The sequence below is a fragment of the Nocardia sp. NPDC050175 genome, from assembly GCF_044459885.1.
In the GTDB taxonomy this organism is placed as follows: Bacteria; Actinomycetota; Actinomycetes; order Mycobacteriales; family Mycobacteriaceae; genus Nocardia.
Window position 1 is genome coordinate 149,377 of sequence record NZ_JBITJI010000019.1, and the last position, 16,103, is coordinate 165,479.

A 16,103-nucleotide genomic window follows, 5' to 3' on the forward strand; every position below is an offset into this window, starting at 1 on the left:
GTCGACCCGAAAGACCGTGATGCGCGCACCACTGATCCTCCTCGCCGCCTGCTCGATGGCGCTGCTGACCGCAGGCCCCGCCACGGCGACCGGCCAATGGGGGCCGCTGGCGCCGCCCAATCCGTATCTCGGGCCGCTCGGCACCTCGACGATGCACGGGGACGCGGGTTCGTCGGATGCCACTCCGCTGGCCGGGCCCGGCGCGGGCGCGGTGTCGGTCTCGGCCTATCCGCTCGCTTCGGCGTGCCCGACGCTGCTGGAGGGGGCGGACCAGCTGGTGGTCGCGTTGTGCACGGCCATCGTCGGTCAGGCGCCGACCGTGCATCTGATCGATCCGGCGGCTCCCGGACCGGTCGGGCACTCGCTGGCCGCGCTGCCGCTGACCAAGGGCAGTCTGCTCGGTGGCGTCTACGCGTACCTGGACAACCATGACCGGCTCGTGGTCGTGGATGGCGCCAATCGATTGCTCCGTGTCGGTCATACCCGTGACGCGGCGGAAAAGTGGCAATTGGCGAGCGAGCAAGTGGCCGACCTGTCGTCGGTGATTCCGGTGGGGGACAACGTGACCGGGCTGGTGCCGGATTGGGCTGGCAATATCTGGTTCGCCACCGGCAACGGCATTGTCGGTCTGGTCGCACCGTCCGGGGCGGCGGTCACAGTGACGTTGCCCGCCGATGAGCAAGTGGCCAACAGCATTTCGGCGGCACCGAGCGGGCGGATCGCGGTCGCGACCACACACGCGCTGTACGAACTGCGGGCCGACTCGTCGGGTCGCCCCGAGGTGCTCTGGCGCGCACCGTACCAACGCGGCTCGGCCCGCAAGCCGGGACAGTTGAGCTGGGGCACCGGCTCGACACCCACCTACTTCGGGCCGAACACCGGCGCCGACTATCTGACCATCGTCGACAATGCCGACGGGCAGGTCAACGCGCTGGTATTCCGTTCCGGAAGCGGACAATTGGTGTGCTCGCAGCCTGTCCTGACGAAGGGCGGTGCGGGGAGCGAGAATTCACCGGTCGGTATCGGCCGCTCGCTGTTCGTCGCGAGTACCTACGGCTATCCCTATCCGGCGGTGCCCGCGGGCGCGGGACCGGCCGTGCCGCCGACCGCGGCGTTCACCGGCGGCATGACCCGGGTTGATGTGGACGACAACGGATGTCACACGGTATGGGAGAACACGGTGCGCAGTGCGGCGGTTCCCCACTTGTCCACAGCCGATGGTGCTGTGTACACAGTGACGCGGCTCGGGCCGGACAGCACCACGCCGCTGGACGGTTACGCGTTCACCGTGCTCGATCCGGAGACCGGCGCGGTGACCGGCAGCCATCCGTTGCCCGGCACCATCGTCGACGATCCGCTGCAGACGTCGCCGTTGCTCACCCAGGACCGACAGGTGTTGCAGGGCACGGTCACCGGGATTCTGCGCGTCGGCTGAGCGCGTCGTCCGCATGTCTTGTCAGCTGTGGATACCGGTGCCGCTCAGCCGAGTTCGTGGGTTTATGCACATGCCGAGTGTCGGTGATTACACCTGTGGATAAATCTGTGTGTTGCTCGAGGAGCATCGATGCACACCCACCCGTGTTCTAGCGCCTTCTGGGCGCGATATTGCGCCGCACGAGGATTGGCGGAGTCGACTTCCGGCTGTGGATGGTGCTGTGTGTTGTTTCGGGATGGCCGAATGCCGTTCACCTTCGCGTTCCCTGCCTGACCTCGAGCGTTGCGGCGCGATCGACTCCGAAGCGCCTGGGTGAAGGCTGTGCATGACGGTATGGACGGGTGCGGTGAGCTGTGCGCGAAAGCTGTTGAGACAGCGCCGACTTTGTGGATGACGCGGCGGTGGCCGGGTGTGGACATCGATCGGATCGACGGGTGGCTCGCGGGACGGGCAGCGGCAGGTGCGGATCCTGTCCACAGCGGTGGAGGGTTCGTGACTCCCAGCCTGTGCACGAAGTGCGGATGGTGCGTGAACGCGGGTTACGGCCGCTGAAGGTTGTGGATAGCCGGGCGGTGCGAAACGGTCATACCGCGCCTATCTGGGGATACAACAACGCCCTCGGCACGCGTCCTCGGCGTGTTGCACCGGTGTGTCCCAACTGGGGAAAGCTTGCCGCAGTGTCGATTTCGCCGCATTTGCCACGGTTCGGGGGACCGGTGAGGCGAAGATCACACTCCGCCTCGAGGTTGCGGCCGAGGTGCTGAACGGGTCCCGGCGAATCGGACATGCCGTCGCCTTTTCGTGTCTGGTTATTCCTGATCTTGTCACGACACATGCATGTCCACAAGCAGTTCAACCTGGCATGTATTGGGTTAATAACGCCTTAAACAAACTTGTGGTCGCTTTCTGTTCATCTAGCGTCCAGCTACCTTGAATTCTTGCAACGAAGGTGCAGGTCGTTGCCCCTGCGTAGATGCCATGGAGGCATCTATGTCGGATGCACAGCTAATCGTCTGAATGAGGTTTGTATCGCCACGAAGTGGATACGGCCGGACCTGCGGATTCACGCGATCGCCTAATTTTCGACCGTTTCGAACGTTCCAAAACCGACAGCTGCAAGTTAGCTGGATCTGTGAAAAACCATGCCCTCGCCAGGGTTTGCTGGCGTGCTGCTTTATACGCTTGACACGGGCGGAGAGGGTTGCGTAGGGATAACGATTGTGTAGAGTCGACGGTAACGCTGGCCGCAGCTGAGCATGACTCGCTGCGGCCAGCGGAACTCAATTGGGGGACACCGAAACCGAGCCGTGACGCGGCGTTGCTGCCGAGTGTCCGAACCCGCTTCGCTCAGTGTGTGCTCGAGGTTGTCTGTCGGCCCTCAGTCGCCACATCCAGTGCCGCCGCCGCCTTCGCGAGCACCACCCGGCGGCCCACCCCGAACACGTAGACCAGGAACAACGCCTCGGCAAGAAACCCGATCGCGATGCGCACCGGCGCGGGCAGCGCGCTGGGCGTCACGAATCCCTCGATGCAGCCACACACCAGCAGCACGCCGACCAACCCGAGCGCCACCGTCGCGGTCGCCCTGCCCTGCCGCGCCACCGCCTCCAACCGGCTCAGCCGGCCCGGATCAATCAGCGTCCAGCCGAGTTTCAGCCCCGCCCCACCCGCGACGAAGATGGCGGTCAGCTCGAGCGTGCCGTGCGGCAGGATGAACCCGAAGAACGAATCCAACCGTCCCGCATCCGCCATCAGCCCGGCGGAGACGCCCAGATTGAGCGCGTTCATGAACAGCAGATACACCGCTGGCAGGATCAACACCCCGGTGAACAGCGCGATCGCCGTCACCCAGGCATTGTTCGTCCACACCTGCGCGGCGAACGCACCCTGTGGATGCTCGGAGTAATAGGACTCGAAGGCACCGCCGCGTTCGGTCAGCGCCCCGGTGTCCGACGAAATGCCGAGAACCGTACGTGCCGAATCGAATCGGGCCACCCAGACCGCCAACCCGGCGGACACCAGCAGGAACACCGCGGCCACGCTGACCCACCACGGCCAGCTCCGATACAGGGCGGCCGGGAAGCGATGCGTGAAGAACCGGCCGATCTCCTGCCAGGTATCGCCCCTGCTGCCGATCACCCGCCCGCGCGCCCTGGCCAGCAGCGCGCTCAACCCGGCGGTCAGCTCCGGATCGGGGCTGTGCGATTGCAGCCGGGCCAGCTGCTGCGACGTGCGCCGGTACAGCGTGACGAGTTCGTCCGCCTCGGCCCCGGTGAGCGTGCGCCGTTTGGCCAGATAATCCAGCCGTTCCCACGCCCTCCGGTGTGCGTAGCTGTACGCGTCGACATCCACAGGCTTGCCTCCCACTACCGCCGGTCGGAAGAATGCTATCGACATGGCTGAATTCACCACCGGCGAAGCGGTCGCGCTAGAGCTGCCGATCGCCCGGCTCCCCACCAGAGCCACTGCGTTCCTCATCGACGTGGTGCTGCAGTTCATGCTGGCCGCCACCCTCTTCGTGCTTACCGTGAGCGTGCTGCTGCCCAGCGGGGCGGACACGGCGTGGCTCGACGTTGCCGTGCTGGTCACCGTCGTCGGGGTGCTGGTCGGCTACCCGGTGGCCTGCGAAACCGCCTCGCGCGGGCGGACGCTGGGCAAGTTGGTGCTCGGGCTGCGGGTGGTGCGCGCGGACGGCGGTCCGATCGACTTCCGGCACGCGCTCACCCGCGGGCTGGCCGGTGCGATCGTGGACTTCTGGATGCTCGGCGCGTTCGGTGCGGTCGCGGTGGTGACGTCGATCTGCTCGCCGAACGCGCGGCGGGTCGGTGACGTGCTCGCGGGCACCGTGGTCGTGCACGCCCAGCGGCCGTTGCCCGCGCCGCTGCTCGCGGTGGCGCCGCCGTGGCTCGCGGGCTGGGCGGTGCCGCTGCCGCTGGCCATGCTGCCGGATGATCTGGCGCTCGCGGTGCGGCAGTATCTGAGCCGATTCCGCACCCTGACGCCCGTCGTGCAGCACGAGTTGGGTACGGCGCTGGTGAGCGCGGTGTGTGAGCGGCTGCAGGTGCCGGTGCCGACCGGGTATCCGCCGTTGCAGATCCTCGGTGCGGTGATCGCTGAGCGGCAGCGCCGGGTGCTGCCGCCGCCGATGTTCCCGGTGTTCGCGCCGGTGCCGCTCCGGGTCGGTCCGTAGTTACCGGTTGGCCGCGACGTAGTCGTCGATCTCGCGCAGGAACTGGTCCAGCCGCGCCGGGGTGATCCAGGAGCCGCGGAACGAGTTCTTCGCCAGCGCCACCAGCTGATCGATGTCGAGGCCCGCGTGCTCGGCGAGCGCCACGTAGTTGTCCGCCGCGTACGCGCCGAAGTAGGCGGGATCGTCGCTGTTGATCGTGACGGTGAGGCCGCGGTCGAGCAGCCCGACGATCTCGTCGGATTTCATCCGGCTGGTGACGAACGAATTCGAGACTGGACAGCAGGTCAGCGCGATGCCCTTGCCCTTGGCCAGCTCGACGAGCCGGTCGTCCTCGACGATGTTGGTGCCGTGGTCGAGCCGATCGACGGCGATGTCCTCCAGGGCCTGCCGGATGTGCTCGATCGAGTCCTGCTGATCGATATCGCAGTGCATGGTCAGCAGGAAGCCCTCGCGGCGAGCCCGCGCGAAGACCGCCGCGAACTTGCTCGGCGGATTGCCGCGCTCGTCCGAGTCGAGCCCGACGCCGATGATCCAGTCGCGGTACGGCAGCGCCTCCAGCAGCGTCGCCATCGCGTATTCGGCGGAGTGGTCGCGCAGGAAGCAGAGGATCAGCTCGGCTGAGATCCCGAACTCTTGTCGCGCCCGCCCGATGGCCAACCGGTATCCGTCGATCACGGTGGCGAATGAGACACCGCGCCCGGTGTGCGCCTGCGGGTCGAAGAACATCTCGACGTGCCGAATGCCCTGGGCGTGCGCCCTGGTCAGGTAGTCGAACGCTAGGTCGTGAAAGTCCGCCGGTTCCAGCAGCACCCGCATGGCCGGGTAGTAGACCTGCAGGAACGAGGTCAGATCGTGGAACTGATAGGTCTGCTTGACCTCGTCCACCGTCTGCTCGGCCAGCTCGATCCCATTGCGCTTGGCCAGCCGGAACTTCAACTCCGGCTCCAGCGTCCCTTCCAGATGCAGGTGCAGTTCGGCCTTGGGCAGTCCACGGACAAACGCGGCGAGATCAGACATGAGTTACATAATGCGCCGCCGGTCGCCGGAACGGGCTACATCGTGCCGGACCGTTTGAGCTCCAGATATTCGTCGGCGAGGGCCTCGGCCAGGTGGTCGGGGGAGGCGGCGACCACTGCGATTCCCTTGCGACGCAGGGACTCCTGCACCAGGGCGCGTTCGGCGAGGATGGATTCGGCGGCGGCCGCAGGGTAGAGGTCGGCGCGGGAGGTGCGGCGGGTCGCGGCTTCAGCGACGTCGGGATCGGTGACCGAGACGATCAGAACGCGGTGGCGTTGGGCGAGGGTGGGCAGCACCGGGAGCAGGTTCTCTTCGACGGCGGCACCGTCGAGGCTGGTGAACCAGACGACCAGGCTGCGGCGGCGGGTGCGCTGGATGGCGGCGCGCACCAGGCTCGCGCTGTCAGTGTCGACGAGGGCGGGGGTGATGCCCGCCATCGCGTGCATCAGCTTGAGCTGCAAGCCTTTTCCGCTGATGCCGCGCACCTCGGCGCGCGGCTCGCGGTCGAAGGCGAGCAGGTCGACCGAGTCGCCCGCGGCGGCGGCCAGCCCGCCGAGCAGCAGCGCAGCCTCGATGCCGGCGTCCAGGCGGGTGCCGTCGCCGACCCGGCCCGCGCTGATCCGGCCGGTGTCCAGCAGCATCAGCATGTGCCGGTGCCGTTCCGGCCGCCAGGTGCGCACCAGTACGTCGGTGGCCCGGGCGGTGGCGCGCCAGTCGATGCCGCGCACGTCGTCGCCCGCGACGTATTCGCGGAACGAGTCGAACTCGGTGCCCTGCCCGCGCAGGTTGGCCACATTGCGGCCCTCGAGTTGTTGCAGCCGTTTGACTTTCGAGCGCAGCAGGCGCTCGCTGCGGAACGGCGGTAGCGCGCGTACGCGGGCGGGCACGCGGCGGCGGGTCTGCCTGCCCGCGAGGCCGAGCGGGCCGATCAGTCGCACCGTCACCTGGCCCGCCACCCGGTCGCCGCGATAGGTCGGGGCGAGCGTGGTGCGCAGGCGCACCAGCGTGGCCGGTGCCAGATCCAGTTGGTGCGTGCGGTTTTCGGCGCGGGCACTGTCGGGCCAGTCGTCCCACACGGTGCCGCGCAGGGCGCGGGTGCCGTTGTTCACCGCGACGAGCTCCACCTCGGTGGTGCGGCCGAGCCGGACCACGGTCAGCGGCTCCCTGGACAGGGTGAGATCGCGGGCGCGGCCGACCGAGCCGAGGTCGAACAGTAAGGCGGCGGCCAGCAGACCCGTCGCGACCACCACGCCGAGCAACGACGGAACGACGAAGGTGACGAGCAGCGCGAGGACGCCCGCCGCGGCGGCCAGCCGACCGGTGACGACCACGGACTACACCGGAACCGGGACCGAGAGCAGCAGCGACGACATGACACTCTCGGTGGTCACGCCGTCCAGTTCCGCCTCCGGCCGCAGCTGCAGCCGATGCCGGAGTACCGCGACGGCAAGGGCTTTGACATCATCCGGGGTCACGAATGCGCGCCCGTTCAACCACGCGAACGCGCGTGCGGCCGCCATCAACGCGGTCGCGCCGCGGGTGGACGCGCCGTGCTGCACGGCGGGAGACATGCGGGTGGCCCGGCACACGTCGACCATGTAGGCCAGCACCTCGGGACTGATCGTCACCTTGGCGACCGCGGCCCGCCCGGCGAGGATGTGCGCGGGCCCCGCCACCGGACGCAGACCGGCCGCGGCCAGGTCGCGCGGATCGAAGCCCGCGGCATGGCGCTGCAGAATGCGGAATTCGTCGTCGCGGCCGGGCAATTGGATATCGACCTTGAACAGGAACCGGTCCAGCTGCGCCTCCGGCAGCGGATAGGTGCCCTCCTGCTCGATCGGGTTCTGGGTGGCGATCACCACGAACGGATCGGGCAGCGGCCGTGGCTTGCCGTCGACCGAAACCTGGCGCTCCTCCATCGATTCCAGCAGCGCCGACTGGGTTTTCGGTGGCGTGCGGTTGATTTCGTCGGCGAGCAGCAGGTTGGTGAAGACCGGGCCGTGCCGGAAGGTGAACTCGGCCGAGTGCGGGTCGTAGATCTGCGAGCCGGTGACATCGCCGGGCATCAGGTCCGGGGTGAACTGCACCCTGGCATGGTCGAGCTCCAGCGCCGTCGCCAAGGCCCGCACCAGCAGCGTCTTCGCCACGCCCGGTACGCCTTCGAGCAGCACGTGCCCGCGGCACAGCAGCGCGAGCACCAGGAACATGATCGCGTTGTCGTTGCCGACCACCGCCTTGCCGATCTCGGCGCGCAACGCCGCGAACGCCGCCCCGGCCTCCTCGGCGGTGGGGGTGTGGTTGGTGTCCGTGGTGGGGATGGTCATCCGACCTCCAGTGTCATGCGGGGGTACCCCGCCCCGTCGATGGGATGAGTGCTGCGGCAGGAGTGTCGGCGTCTCATCCGACCTCCGCTTCGATCCACTCGAGTTGGGTGGCAACGAGTTCCAGGGTTTCCGCGTCGGGCACCGCGCCGAACAGGGCGAGTCCGATCTGGCTCGGATCTTCGCCGATGCGGGCCGCCACGGCGGCGACCAGCCGGTCCGGCGGAGTGTCTGCGGTCATCCCGAGCGTCGGGCGGATGCGGCGCAGGGTTGCCGCGCGCAGCTTGGCCGCGACGTGATCGTGGTCCTTCGAGCGCCGATACAGCCCGGCCTGCCCGGCGAGCAGCTCGTTCGCCGCGACCTCGACCGGCCGCGGTTCGCGCACCAGCGCGCCGCGGCGGCGCGCCCGCCACCACACCACAAGTGCTGCGGCGATCAGGAATTGCAGCCCGCCGAAGAAGACCGGCGCGGGCAGCCGATCCCAGATCGCGTCGTCGCCGGTGCCGAAACCGGAGCCGCCGGAATCGTGCGGTGGCCTGGTACGCGGGATATCCGGCTGCTGCGGTGCGTTCGGCGCACCGCACGACTGCAGCACGGCATAGAGCAGGAGCAGCAGTGCGGCCGCGCCGGCCAGGGCGGCCCAGAACTTGGGGTTGTGCAACAGCTCCGGTAGCGGTGGCAGCGTCCTGCGGGCGCGGGGTGCCTTCTCAGTGGCGGTGATTTCCGTGGGTTCCGCGACGGGCGGTGGTGCCGCCGCGGAGAACCGGTCGGCGTATTCGAGTCTGCGGTACTCGTCCTCGGTCGCGCGCCGCCCGCCGTAGACGACCTCGTCGAAACTATGTGCGGCCGGGTCGATTTCGGCGGCGACATCGAGCGGCAGCGCGGTCGTCACGTCGTCGGCGGTCTCCCGCGCGGTGCGGGACCGGCGCACCTCGAGCACACCGCGCTGCTCCAATCCGCGCAGCACGGCGCGGAAGCGTTCGCGCAGTGCGTTGTCGAAATCGCGTTGCTGTGCGGCGTTTTCGGCGGCCGCGCGGTGGTCGGCCGCGGCGCCGAGGCGCGGTGGGCTCGGCGGCTCGACCGGGTTGTGCTCGTTCATCGCACCTGACCCGGGATGTGAATGTCCAAACCCTCACGGCGGCAGCGGCGGTCGACGTAGGACACCACCCTGGTGGCCGCCTCGGCGACCTCACCGAACGCGACGATCAGCAGTGCGCCGCTGGTGAGCAGTACGATCACCGGCCACCGGTGGGTGCCGGAGAAATCCGAGAGATAAAACGGTATGCCGAGCAGCGGCACGGACAACAGCACGAGCAGGCAACGCTGCACCAACCACAGGCCGACCGTCTGCCATTCGGCACCGGCGACAAGCACTTTCGCGCGCGCGACGGCCGCCCGATGCGCGGCCTGTTCGACGAACATGACCGGGACCGCGACGAAACGCTTGGCCCGCAACCAGCCCAGCCAGATCACACCGAACGGAAAGGTGATGATCAGCGGGCTGGACAGCGCGAGCACGCCGATCGCGACGAGGGTGTAGAGCACCTGGAAAACCAGCAACGGCCCGGCCGCCGCACCGACCCTGCGCAACGCGGTGCGCCAGCCGATCGGGGCGCCGGACACCCCGGCCAGCCCGATCGCGACGGTCACGCCGCGCAGCACGAACCGCATCAGCCAGGCGCAGGCCATCGTCGACAGGACCGCCGCCCAGGCGATCGCGTTGTCCGAGTCGTCGCTCAGCTTCGCGATAGCCGCGGTGACCGCGACGACCACGAGCTCGGCGGTGACCATGGCCAGCGCGCTCGACCAGGCCAGTGCGCGCAGATTCGCCTGGATCAGCGCGAACGGCACGTCCAGCAGTTCGCGGAAGGTCATCGGACGGATCGGTACCGTCGTTCCAGGGGACCCTGGTACCGGATCGTCTCCCGCCCCGACGGCACCGGCCGGGTCGGCGGCTGGTAGCACGGGCCGAGTCTAACGGGCTGTTTCTGATCTGCGGCCCGCGCAGGCCCTACGCGGTCGAGTTCGTCACCGGTTCGACGCTCTTGCTCAGCAGACGTGCGACGACCTGGCGATAACGCGCCGGTTCGATCTGCGGCAGGCCGAGCAGGGCGCGCAGGTATACGCCGTCGCCGACCAGCCGGATGATGTCCGCCCGCACGGGATCGTCGATCTCGTGGTCCAGACCGTCCGACCAGGAGTCCATCATCTCCATCAGCGCCTGCTGCACCTCGTCGACCTCGGTATCGGCCGCGGCGTCGATGGTGCGCATGGTCGCCAGCATCGAGCGGTAGATCTCCAGCTCCACCGCATCGGCGGCATTGTCCGTGTTCGGGGTCTGCAGGTACCAGCTCGCGACGGACTGGCCACGGTCGAGGTGGTCCTTCAGCTGCTGCCCCGCGCGGTCGGTGAGTCTGCGGACCAGCCCGGCGAGCAGCGCGTCCTTGCTCTTGAAGTGATAGAGCAGCCCGCCCTTGGAGACGCCGGCCTGCGCCGCGACGCTCTCCAGCGTCACGTGCGACATGCCTTTTTCCAGGAGCAGGGATTCGAGTGCGTCCAGGATTCGGTCGCGGGTGTTAGCCGTCACCGGCCGAACTATACCGGCTGGACGGTAAGGTCTGATACTGTACCGTCCGGACGGTAAGAAGAGATAGGCGACGGAAGTCGAGAAAGCCAATGGCCACACACACCGCGAAGAACCCCCGGCTGACCGGGCCGAACACCGAGACCCCGCCCCGCGCCACCGTGCGCGACTGGGCGGGCCTCGCCGTGCTCGCCCTCGCCCTGCTGCTGCTCGCGGTCGACGCGACGGTGCTCGACCTGGCCGTGCCCGCGATCAGCGCCGATCTGGCGCCGACCACGCCGCAGCTGCTGTGGATCATCGACGTGTACTCGTTCGTGCTGGCCGGCCTGCTGGTGATGATGGGCAACCTCGGCGACCGGATCGGCCGCCGCAGGCTGCTGCTGATCGGCGCGGCCGGTTTCGGTGTCGCATCGCTGATCGCGGCCTGGGCCGTCTCGCCGGAAATGCTGATCGGGGCGCGCGTGCTGCAGGGTGTCGCCGGTGCGACGCTCATGCCCGCGACCCTCGGCCTGATCCGCTCGATGTTCCTCGATCCGCGGCAGCGCACCGTCGCCATCGCGGTGTGGAGTGCGATGGCGGGCGGCGGCGCGGCGGCCGGTCCGCTGCTCGGCGGCTGGCTGCTCGAGCACTACTGGTGGGGCTCGGTGTTCCTGGTGAACCTGCCGGTCATGCTGGTGCTGATCGCCTTGGGCCCGTTCCTTGTTCCGGAATCGCGTGACCCGAACCCCGGCCGCTTCGATCTGCCGAGTGCGGGCCTGTCGATGCTGGCGTTGGTGCCGATCGTGTACGCGATCAAGGAGGCGGCGGCCCACGGGCTCAGCCTGCGGTTGGCCGTGATCGGTGCGGTCGGCGTCGTCGCGGGCGTGGTGTTCGTGCGCAGGCAGCGCACCCTGGCGAACCCGATGCTGGACCTGAAGTTGTTCGCGCTCCCCAGGTTCCGCACCGCGGTGATCACCAACCTGCTCGCGGTGTTCGCGCTGGCCGGTGTGCTGTTCTTCGGCTCGCAGTACCTGCAGCTGGTGCTCGGTCACTCGCCGATGGAAGCCGGACTGCTCTTGCTGCCCGGCCTGGCCGCCAGCGTGGTCGCCTCGCTCGCCGCGGCGTGGCTGGTGCAGCGGATCCGGCCCGGTGTGGTGCTCGGCGGTGCGCTGACCGTCGCCGCGTTCGGCTCCGCGCTGTTCCTCTGGCTCGGCCCGAATCCGGCGGGCAGCACGACGCCGTTCATCCTCGGCTTCCTGTTCATCGGTGCCGGTGTCGGTGTCGCGCTGACGGTTTCGTCGGACCTGGTGGTCAGCTCGGCTCCGATCGAGCGGGCCGGCGCGGCGGCGGCCGTCTCGGAGACCGCTTACGAAACCGGCATCGCGCTGGGCGTCGCCATCCTCGGCAGCGTGGTCATGGCGATCTTCCGCAACGGTCTCGACCTGACCCACGTGCCCAGTGACCAGGTTGGTGTCGCATCCGAATCCCTCGGCGCGGCCACGGGTTTCGCGCGACAACTACCGGAGTCGGTGTCCGGCGCCTTCCTCACCTCGGTGCACGAGGCGTTCGTCTCGGGCATCCACTTCGCCGCGATCGGGACCGCGTCGATCCTGCTGATCGCAGCGGTGGTGGCGTTCCGGTTGCGCACCCCGCGTCCGTAACATCCTGTCGCCCAGTCGATTCGCACCCGCTTCGGAGCCACCGGAGCGGGTGCGGCTGTATTCGAGACAGGTATTAAGGAGAAAGCCCGTCGCTGTGCGGCTGTTGATTTTGCCCGCCTGGACGGATGCCACGTGGTCCGGAGTTTCGGGGACGGGCCAGTTGGGTGGGGGTGAGGCGGCCGCGGAGGGTGACGGATTCACCGAGGTGCCAGTGTTCGGCCTCGGAAGGGTCGGCGGCGGCGAGGGTGTTGGCGGAGGCGAGGAGTAGGTCGTCTTGCTTGGCGAGTTCGCAGAGGCGGGCGGCCTCGTTGACCGCGTCGCCGATGACGGTGAATTCGTAGCGCTGCCTGGCGCCGACGTTGCCCGCGACCACTCGGCCCGCAGCGACGCCGATCGCGGCAATAAAGTCGTTGGCGGTGTCATCGAGCCGACGCCGGATCGCGCGGGCGCAGGCCAGTGCCGCGCCCGAGGCGTCGGAAAGGGTGGCGGGCGTGCCGAATACAGCGAGCGCGGCGTCGCCCTCGAACTTGTTGAGCAGTCCGCCGTACTCCTCTACCTCGTCCACCACGATGTCGAAGAAGCGATTCAGGATGGCGACCATCTCGGCGGCGGGCACCGTCGCGGCCATCGTGGTGGAGCCGACGATGTCGATGAACAGCGCGGCCGCCTCGGTCTCCACGCCGCCGAGCGACGGATTGCCGGCCAGCGCCGCGTCGGCGACATCGCGGCCGACGTGCTTGCCGAACAGATCCCTGATCTGTTCGCGCTCGCGCAACCCCTCCACCATGTGGTTGAAACCGCTTTGCAGCTCACCGAGCTCGGTGCCGTCGTACACGGTGATCGTCACCCGGAAGTCGCCGTCCTCCACCTGGCGCAGCGCGCGCCGCACGCCGCGGATCGGTGCGATGGTCGCCGACACCGTCTGCATCATCAGCACCAGACCGAACACCAACGTGGCACCGCCCAGCGACAACACGCACACCGCGAGCCGGGCCGTACTCACCGACGAGTCGACCAGCGCCCACACCGCGACGATCATCGACAGCGCCACCGGCACACCCGCGCCGAGCATCCAGGCGATCAGCGACCGGATGAACACGCCCATCCCACGCCGACGCCGCGCCGGTGCCGCGTCCAACACCCGCGCCGTCACCGCCCGCAGCGCGAATTCGGCGATCAGATAGCTGTTGGCGCACACCACAATGGCGCTGAATCCGATGCCGAGCAAGATCTTCGGAATGAGTGCGGGCTCGACCACGGCATAGAGCGGCGTCAGCACGGCGGCCCCGGCGAACCACAGCACCGCCTGCCGAATCACCAGCCGTCGCGGCACCGCGGCCGCCGCGACCTGCTCGGCCTCGGTGGGCACCTGGTTCGGATCGGTGGCCCAGCGCAACGCACGCAGCCCGCTGACCGTGCCCCACCACATCCCGATCAGCAGCGCCAGGGCCGAGTACAACGGCGTCGCGATGACGTCGAGCAGCAGCAGCTCTCTGGTGAAGATCGTCGGCCCGGGCAGCACGAACCCGATCAGCGCGAAGGTGACGGCCATCCCGGCCAGGTTCGCGGCCACCAGCGGCACGGTCAGCAGCAGCTGCACCCGGAGCCTGCGCATCCCGGATGACTCGTCCACCGGTCCGAGCAGCCGCGACCCGAAGGCGGCTGTCGAGACGTCACTGTGGGCCATAGGAGGAAAGCCTAAGCCGGACCACCCGCGAAGAGCCGGACCAGACGTCCAAGATCGTCCGAGCGCCTCGACTATCGATCCCGTCGGTGCCCGCGAAACGGTGCGGGCTGTCGGCCTGGCCTGCCGCGGGAGCGCATCCGGTCTGCGCCGGGGCGCGTGGTCGTGCCGGATCCCGCGTCGCGGCGCGAAGCCGTGCTGGATCGGACAACGTAGTAGTACGGCGGCGTTCGGATACGTCGCCGACACCGTGCGGGCCCGGTTCGCTCGAACGCGTCGCATGACCCCCACGGTAGGCAGTCAGTGACCGCGCGGCAGTTCCCGCTGGCCACGGCCCTGAAGCTCGGCCTGCCCGCGGCCGCTGAGCTCGTCGTGCCGCTGGCCCGAGAGGCCGTACGGCTGTGCCGCCGAGCCCTCCGGCAGGGCCGAGTAGCGCGGGTCCTGCTGCCCGTAATCCGCGTCGACCACGGTGGCGGCGATGCGCTGGGCGTGCAGCGCCTCCGGCGACCCCGGCGCGAGCTGATAACCGGGGTGCGAATCCTGGGTGTCGATGGTGACCTTGCGGGTGCGTTTGAGCGTGAAGGTGATCTCCTCGACCTCTTCGAACGCCTGGCGCGCCGTGCGCAGCGGATGGGTGGCGTTGTCGATCGCGTTGGCCACGAACGACGGCACCAGCGGTCGGATCAACCTGGCCGCGGTGTCGGTGAACGGCACCGTGCCGATCAGCGGAAGTGCCAGGCCGCCACCGGTCTTGGGCGCAGGCGCGCTCGGCGCGAGCGCCCGCGCGGTGACGGGGGCGGGCAGGTTCGGCGTCGCGAATCCTTCGGCAGACACGGAGCTGTCCTTTCGATCGTCAGCCGGTGCGGCTGGTAGTTCGGGGCGGCGCGGCGGTTCGGTGATACCGATCCGCAGGCCGCCGATGGCCGCGACGATCCGGGTGCGCTGGCGCTCCCGGTCGATCGCGGTGTCCGCCTCGGCGGCGAGGCGCGCTGCGGTGAGTTGTTGTTCGGCGAGCAGGGCTTCGGCCGCGACCCGCGTCTCGGCCCGCTTGACCGCGATGGCGGCGTCGGCCTCGTGCTCGGCCTGATTCTGCACATCCAGGAAGGCGGCGCGGCGGTCGAACGAGGTCTGTCCGCGCCACCACCGCAGCACCAGCGGCAGCAGGGCCAGCGCGATCAGGGCGATGATCGTCAGGATGCGCAACGGCATGGCGCCCGCGTGCTGCGTGGTGTAGTCGTTCATCGCCTGCCAGCGCGCGCCGAGGCCGCGGTCGGCGCCGGTGAAGGCGGCCGATTCGGCGGTGGCGACGGCCTTTTCGTCGTCGGCGAGCCGGGTGTCCAGCGCGTCGACCCGGCCCCGTGCCGTGGCCAGCTGCTTGCGGGCGTCGTCGAGCATGTCGTTGGCGGTTTGGGCTTCCGGTCCGCGTCCCGGCACCCGGGTGATCTGGAGCTGTGGGCAGTCCGGGCTCGGGCTGAGTTCGCAGCGGGCGATCACCAGCGAACGGTCGACGTCGGCCTGTGCCTTGGCGATCGACTGATCCAGCGCGGTCCGGTCCGCACGGGCCTTGTCGAGATCGGCCTGCGCGGTGATGACCTGGGGTGCGGAAGCGACCGAGCGCTGGGCTCTTTCCTCGAGGGTCCGGTCGACGCTGCCGCCGAAGACCACGATGGCGGCCAGTTCGGCGATCAGCCCACCGGCCAGCACGGCAACACCGAGCCGAGCGAGCAGGCCGAGTCGATCGGGTCCCCCCGCGGGTCGCGCGGTCGCCAGCGCACGCGCGATCGCGCCCGCGAGCACCGCGACGAGCAGCGCGACCAGAATGATCGCGAGCACCGCCCAGGTGCCGGTCGAAGCCAACGCGAGTGCGGTGATCAGGCCGGACACGATCGCGAACAACAGCACCGCCGCGCCGGTCATGGCGTATCCGGTGCGTTCGTGGCGGTAGGCGACTTCGCTGTCTTGACCCCCGCCGAGCCAGGTGAACAAGCCGGTGAGGGTCATGGGAACTCACATCCTCTTGGTCCCAGTGGAATTGGTCTCGCGGGTATCGCTTGCGACTGCTTGCAGGTCGCTCGAAAGGGTCAGCTGAAACCGACATGGTTTCGTTGTCACAGCGTGACAGGACCGCACCCGACACACCGAGTGGCGGCGGAGGTATGTGGCCAGGCTCACAAAACCGGCGATGTGGTGCGGGTACGGGGATGCCAAGCCGCTTGTGCGAGGCCCATTTCC

12 protein-coding genes are annotated in these 16,103 nt (G+C 68.8%); 3 read left to right on the forward strand and 9 right to left on the reverse strand.

Going from position 1 to position 16,103, the window contains the following annotated elements:
* The first annotated feature begins 19 nt into the window (after positions 1-19).
* The gene (locus tag ACIBK2_RS42150; RefSeq protein WP_396976251.1) at positions 20-1,435 is read left to right on the forward strand and encodes a hypothetical protein; all 1,416 of its coding nucleotides are present in this window, start codon (positions 20-22) and stop codon (positions 1,433-1,435) included.
* A gap of 1,347 nt (positions 1,436-2,782) precedes the next feature.
* Here the strand turns inward: ACIBK2_RS42150 and ACIBK2_RS42155 are convergent.
* Positions 2,783-3,787, reverse strand: a complete 1,005-nt coding sequence (locus tag ACIBK2_RS42155; RefSeq protein ID WP_396976192.1) for a stage II sporulation protein M — start codon at positions 3,785-3,787, stop codon at positions 2,783-2,785.
* A gap of 43 nt (positions 3,788-3,830) precedes the next feature.
* Between ACIBK2_RS42155 and ACIBK2_RS42160 the strand changes: the two genes are divergently transcribed.
* Positions 3,831-4,625, forward strand: a complete 795-nt coding sequence (locus ACIBK2_RS42160) for an RDD family protein (protein ID WP_396976194.1) — start codon at positions 3,831-3,833, stop codon at positions 4,623-4,625.
* Here the strand turns inward: ACIBK2_RS42160 and add are convergent, their stop codons facing one another.
* From add to ACIBK2_RS42190, 6 genes are all read right to left on the reverse strand, one after another.
* Entirely contained in the window at positions 4,626-5,642 is a 1,017-nt protein-coding gene (gene add, locus ACIBK2_RS42165) for an adenosine deaminase (protein WP_396976196.1), read from the reverse strand.
* A gap of 35 nt (positions 5,643-5,677) precedes the next feature.
* Positions 5,678-6,973 (reverse strand): DUF58 domain-containing protein, encoded by a 1,296-nt coding sequence (locus ACIBK2_RS42170; protein WP_396976198.1) that lies wholly within the window; start codon positions 6,971-6,973, stop codon positions 5,678-5,680.
* A gap of 3 nt (positions 6,974-6,976) precedes the next feature.
* Positions 6,977-7,966, reverse strand: a complete 990-nt coding sequence (locus ACIBK2_RS42175; RefSeq protein ID WP_396976200.1) for an AAA family ATPase — start codon at positions 7,964-7,966, stop codon at positions 6,977-6,979.
* Positions 7,967-8,039: 73 nt separating this feature from the next.
* A complete protein-coding gene (locus ACIBK2_RS42180; protein ID WP_396976202.1) occupies positions 8,040-9,062 on the reverse strand; it encodes a DUF4129 domain-containing protein in 1,023 nt (340 codons plus the stop codon).
* Positions 9,059-9,838 carry a hypothetical protein gene (locus ACIBK2_RS42185; protein WP_396976204.1) on the reverse strand — a complete coding sequence of 260 codons (780 nt, stop codon included), beginning with the start codon at positions 9,836-9,838 and terminating at the stop codon, positions 9,059-9,061. Before ACIBK2_RS42185 ends, ACIBK2_RS42180 begins: the two co-directional genes overlap by 4 nt.
* 136 nt (positions 9,839-9,974) lie before the next feature.
* Positions 9,975-10,550 (reverse strand): TetR/AcrR family transcriptional regulator, encoded by a 576-nt coding sequence (locus ACIBK2_RS42190; protein WP_396976206.1) that lies wholly within the window; start codon positions 10,548-10,550, stop codon positions 9,975-9,977.
* 89 nt (positions 10,551-10,639) lie between these two features.
* Here ACIBK2_RS42190 and ACIBK2_RS42195 point away from each other — a divergent pair, with 89 nt between their 5' ends.
* Positions 10,640-12,187, forward strand: coding sequence for an MFS transporter (locus ACIBK2_RS42195; protein WP_396976209.1), 1,548 nt, complete (start codon positions 10,640-10,642; stop codon positions 12,185-12,187).
* A 73-nt stretch (positions 12,188-12,260) separates the two neighbouring features.
* On the opposite strand, the gene ACIBK2_RS42200 is transcribed toward ACIBK2_RS42195, so the two are convergent.
* Together ACIBK2_RS42200 and ACIBK2_RS42205 are read right to left on the reverse strand one after the other, a co-directional pair.
* Positions 12,261-13,874 carry an adenylate/guanylate cyclase domain-containing protein gene (locus ACIBK2_RS42200; RefSeq protein WP_396976211.1) on the reverse strand — a complete coding sequence of 538 codons (1,614 nt, stop codon included), beginning with the start codon at positions 13,872-13,874 and terminating at the stop codon, positions 12,261-12,263.
* A gap of 297 nt (positions 13,875-14,171) precedes the next feature.
* On the reverse strand, positions 14,172-15,872 hold the full coding sequence (locus ACIBK2_RS42205) for a DUF4407 domain-containing protein (protein WP_396976213.1): 1,701 nt from the start codon (positions 15,870-15,872) through the stop codon (positions 14,172-14,174).
* Positions 15,873-16,103: the final 231 nt, after the last annotated feature.

Coding starts and splice junctions, on each gene's coding strand:
- ACIBK2_RS42185 (WP_396976204.1), bottom strand. CDS start 9,838: ATGACCTTCCGCGAACTGCTGGACGTGCCGTTCGCGCTGATCCAGGCG.
- ACIBK2_RS42195 (WP_396976209.1), top strand. CDS start 10,640: ATGGCCACACACACCGCGAAGAACCCCCGGCTGACCGGGCCGAACACC.
- ACIBK2_RS42205 (WP_396976213.1), bottom strand. CDS start 15,872: ATGACCCTCACCGGCTTGTTCACCTGGCTCGGCGGGGGTCAAGACAGC.
- ACIBK2_RS42150 (WP_396976251.1), top strand. CDS start 20: ATGCGCGCACCACTGATCCTCCTCGCCGCCTGCTCGATGGCGCTGCTG.
- add (WP_396976196.1), bottom strand. CDS start 5,642: ATGTCTGATCTCGCCGCGTTTGTCCGTGGACTGCCCAAGGCCGAACTG.
- ACIBK2_RS42200 (WP_396976211.1), bottom strand. CDS start 13,874: ATGGCCCACAGTGACGTCTCGACAGCCGCCTTCGGGTCGCGGCTGCTC.
- ACIBK2_RS42175 (WP_396976200.1), bottom strand. CDS start 7,966: ATGACCATCCCCACCACGGACACCAACCACACCCCCACCGCCGAGGAG.
- ACIBK2_RS42180 (WP_396976202.1), bottom strand. CDS start 9,062: ATGAACGAGCACAACCCGGTCGAGCCGCCGAGCCCACCGCGCCTCGGC.
- ACIBK2_RS42160 (WP_396976194.1), top strand. CDS start 3,831: ATGGCTGAATTCACCACCGGCGAAGCGGTCGCGCTAGAGCTGCCGATC.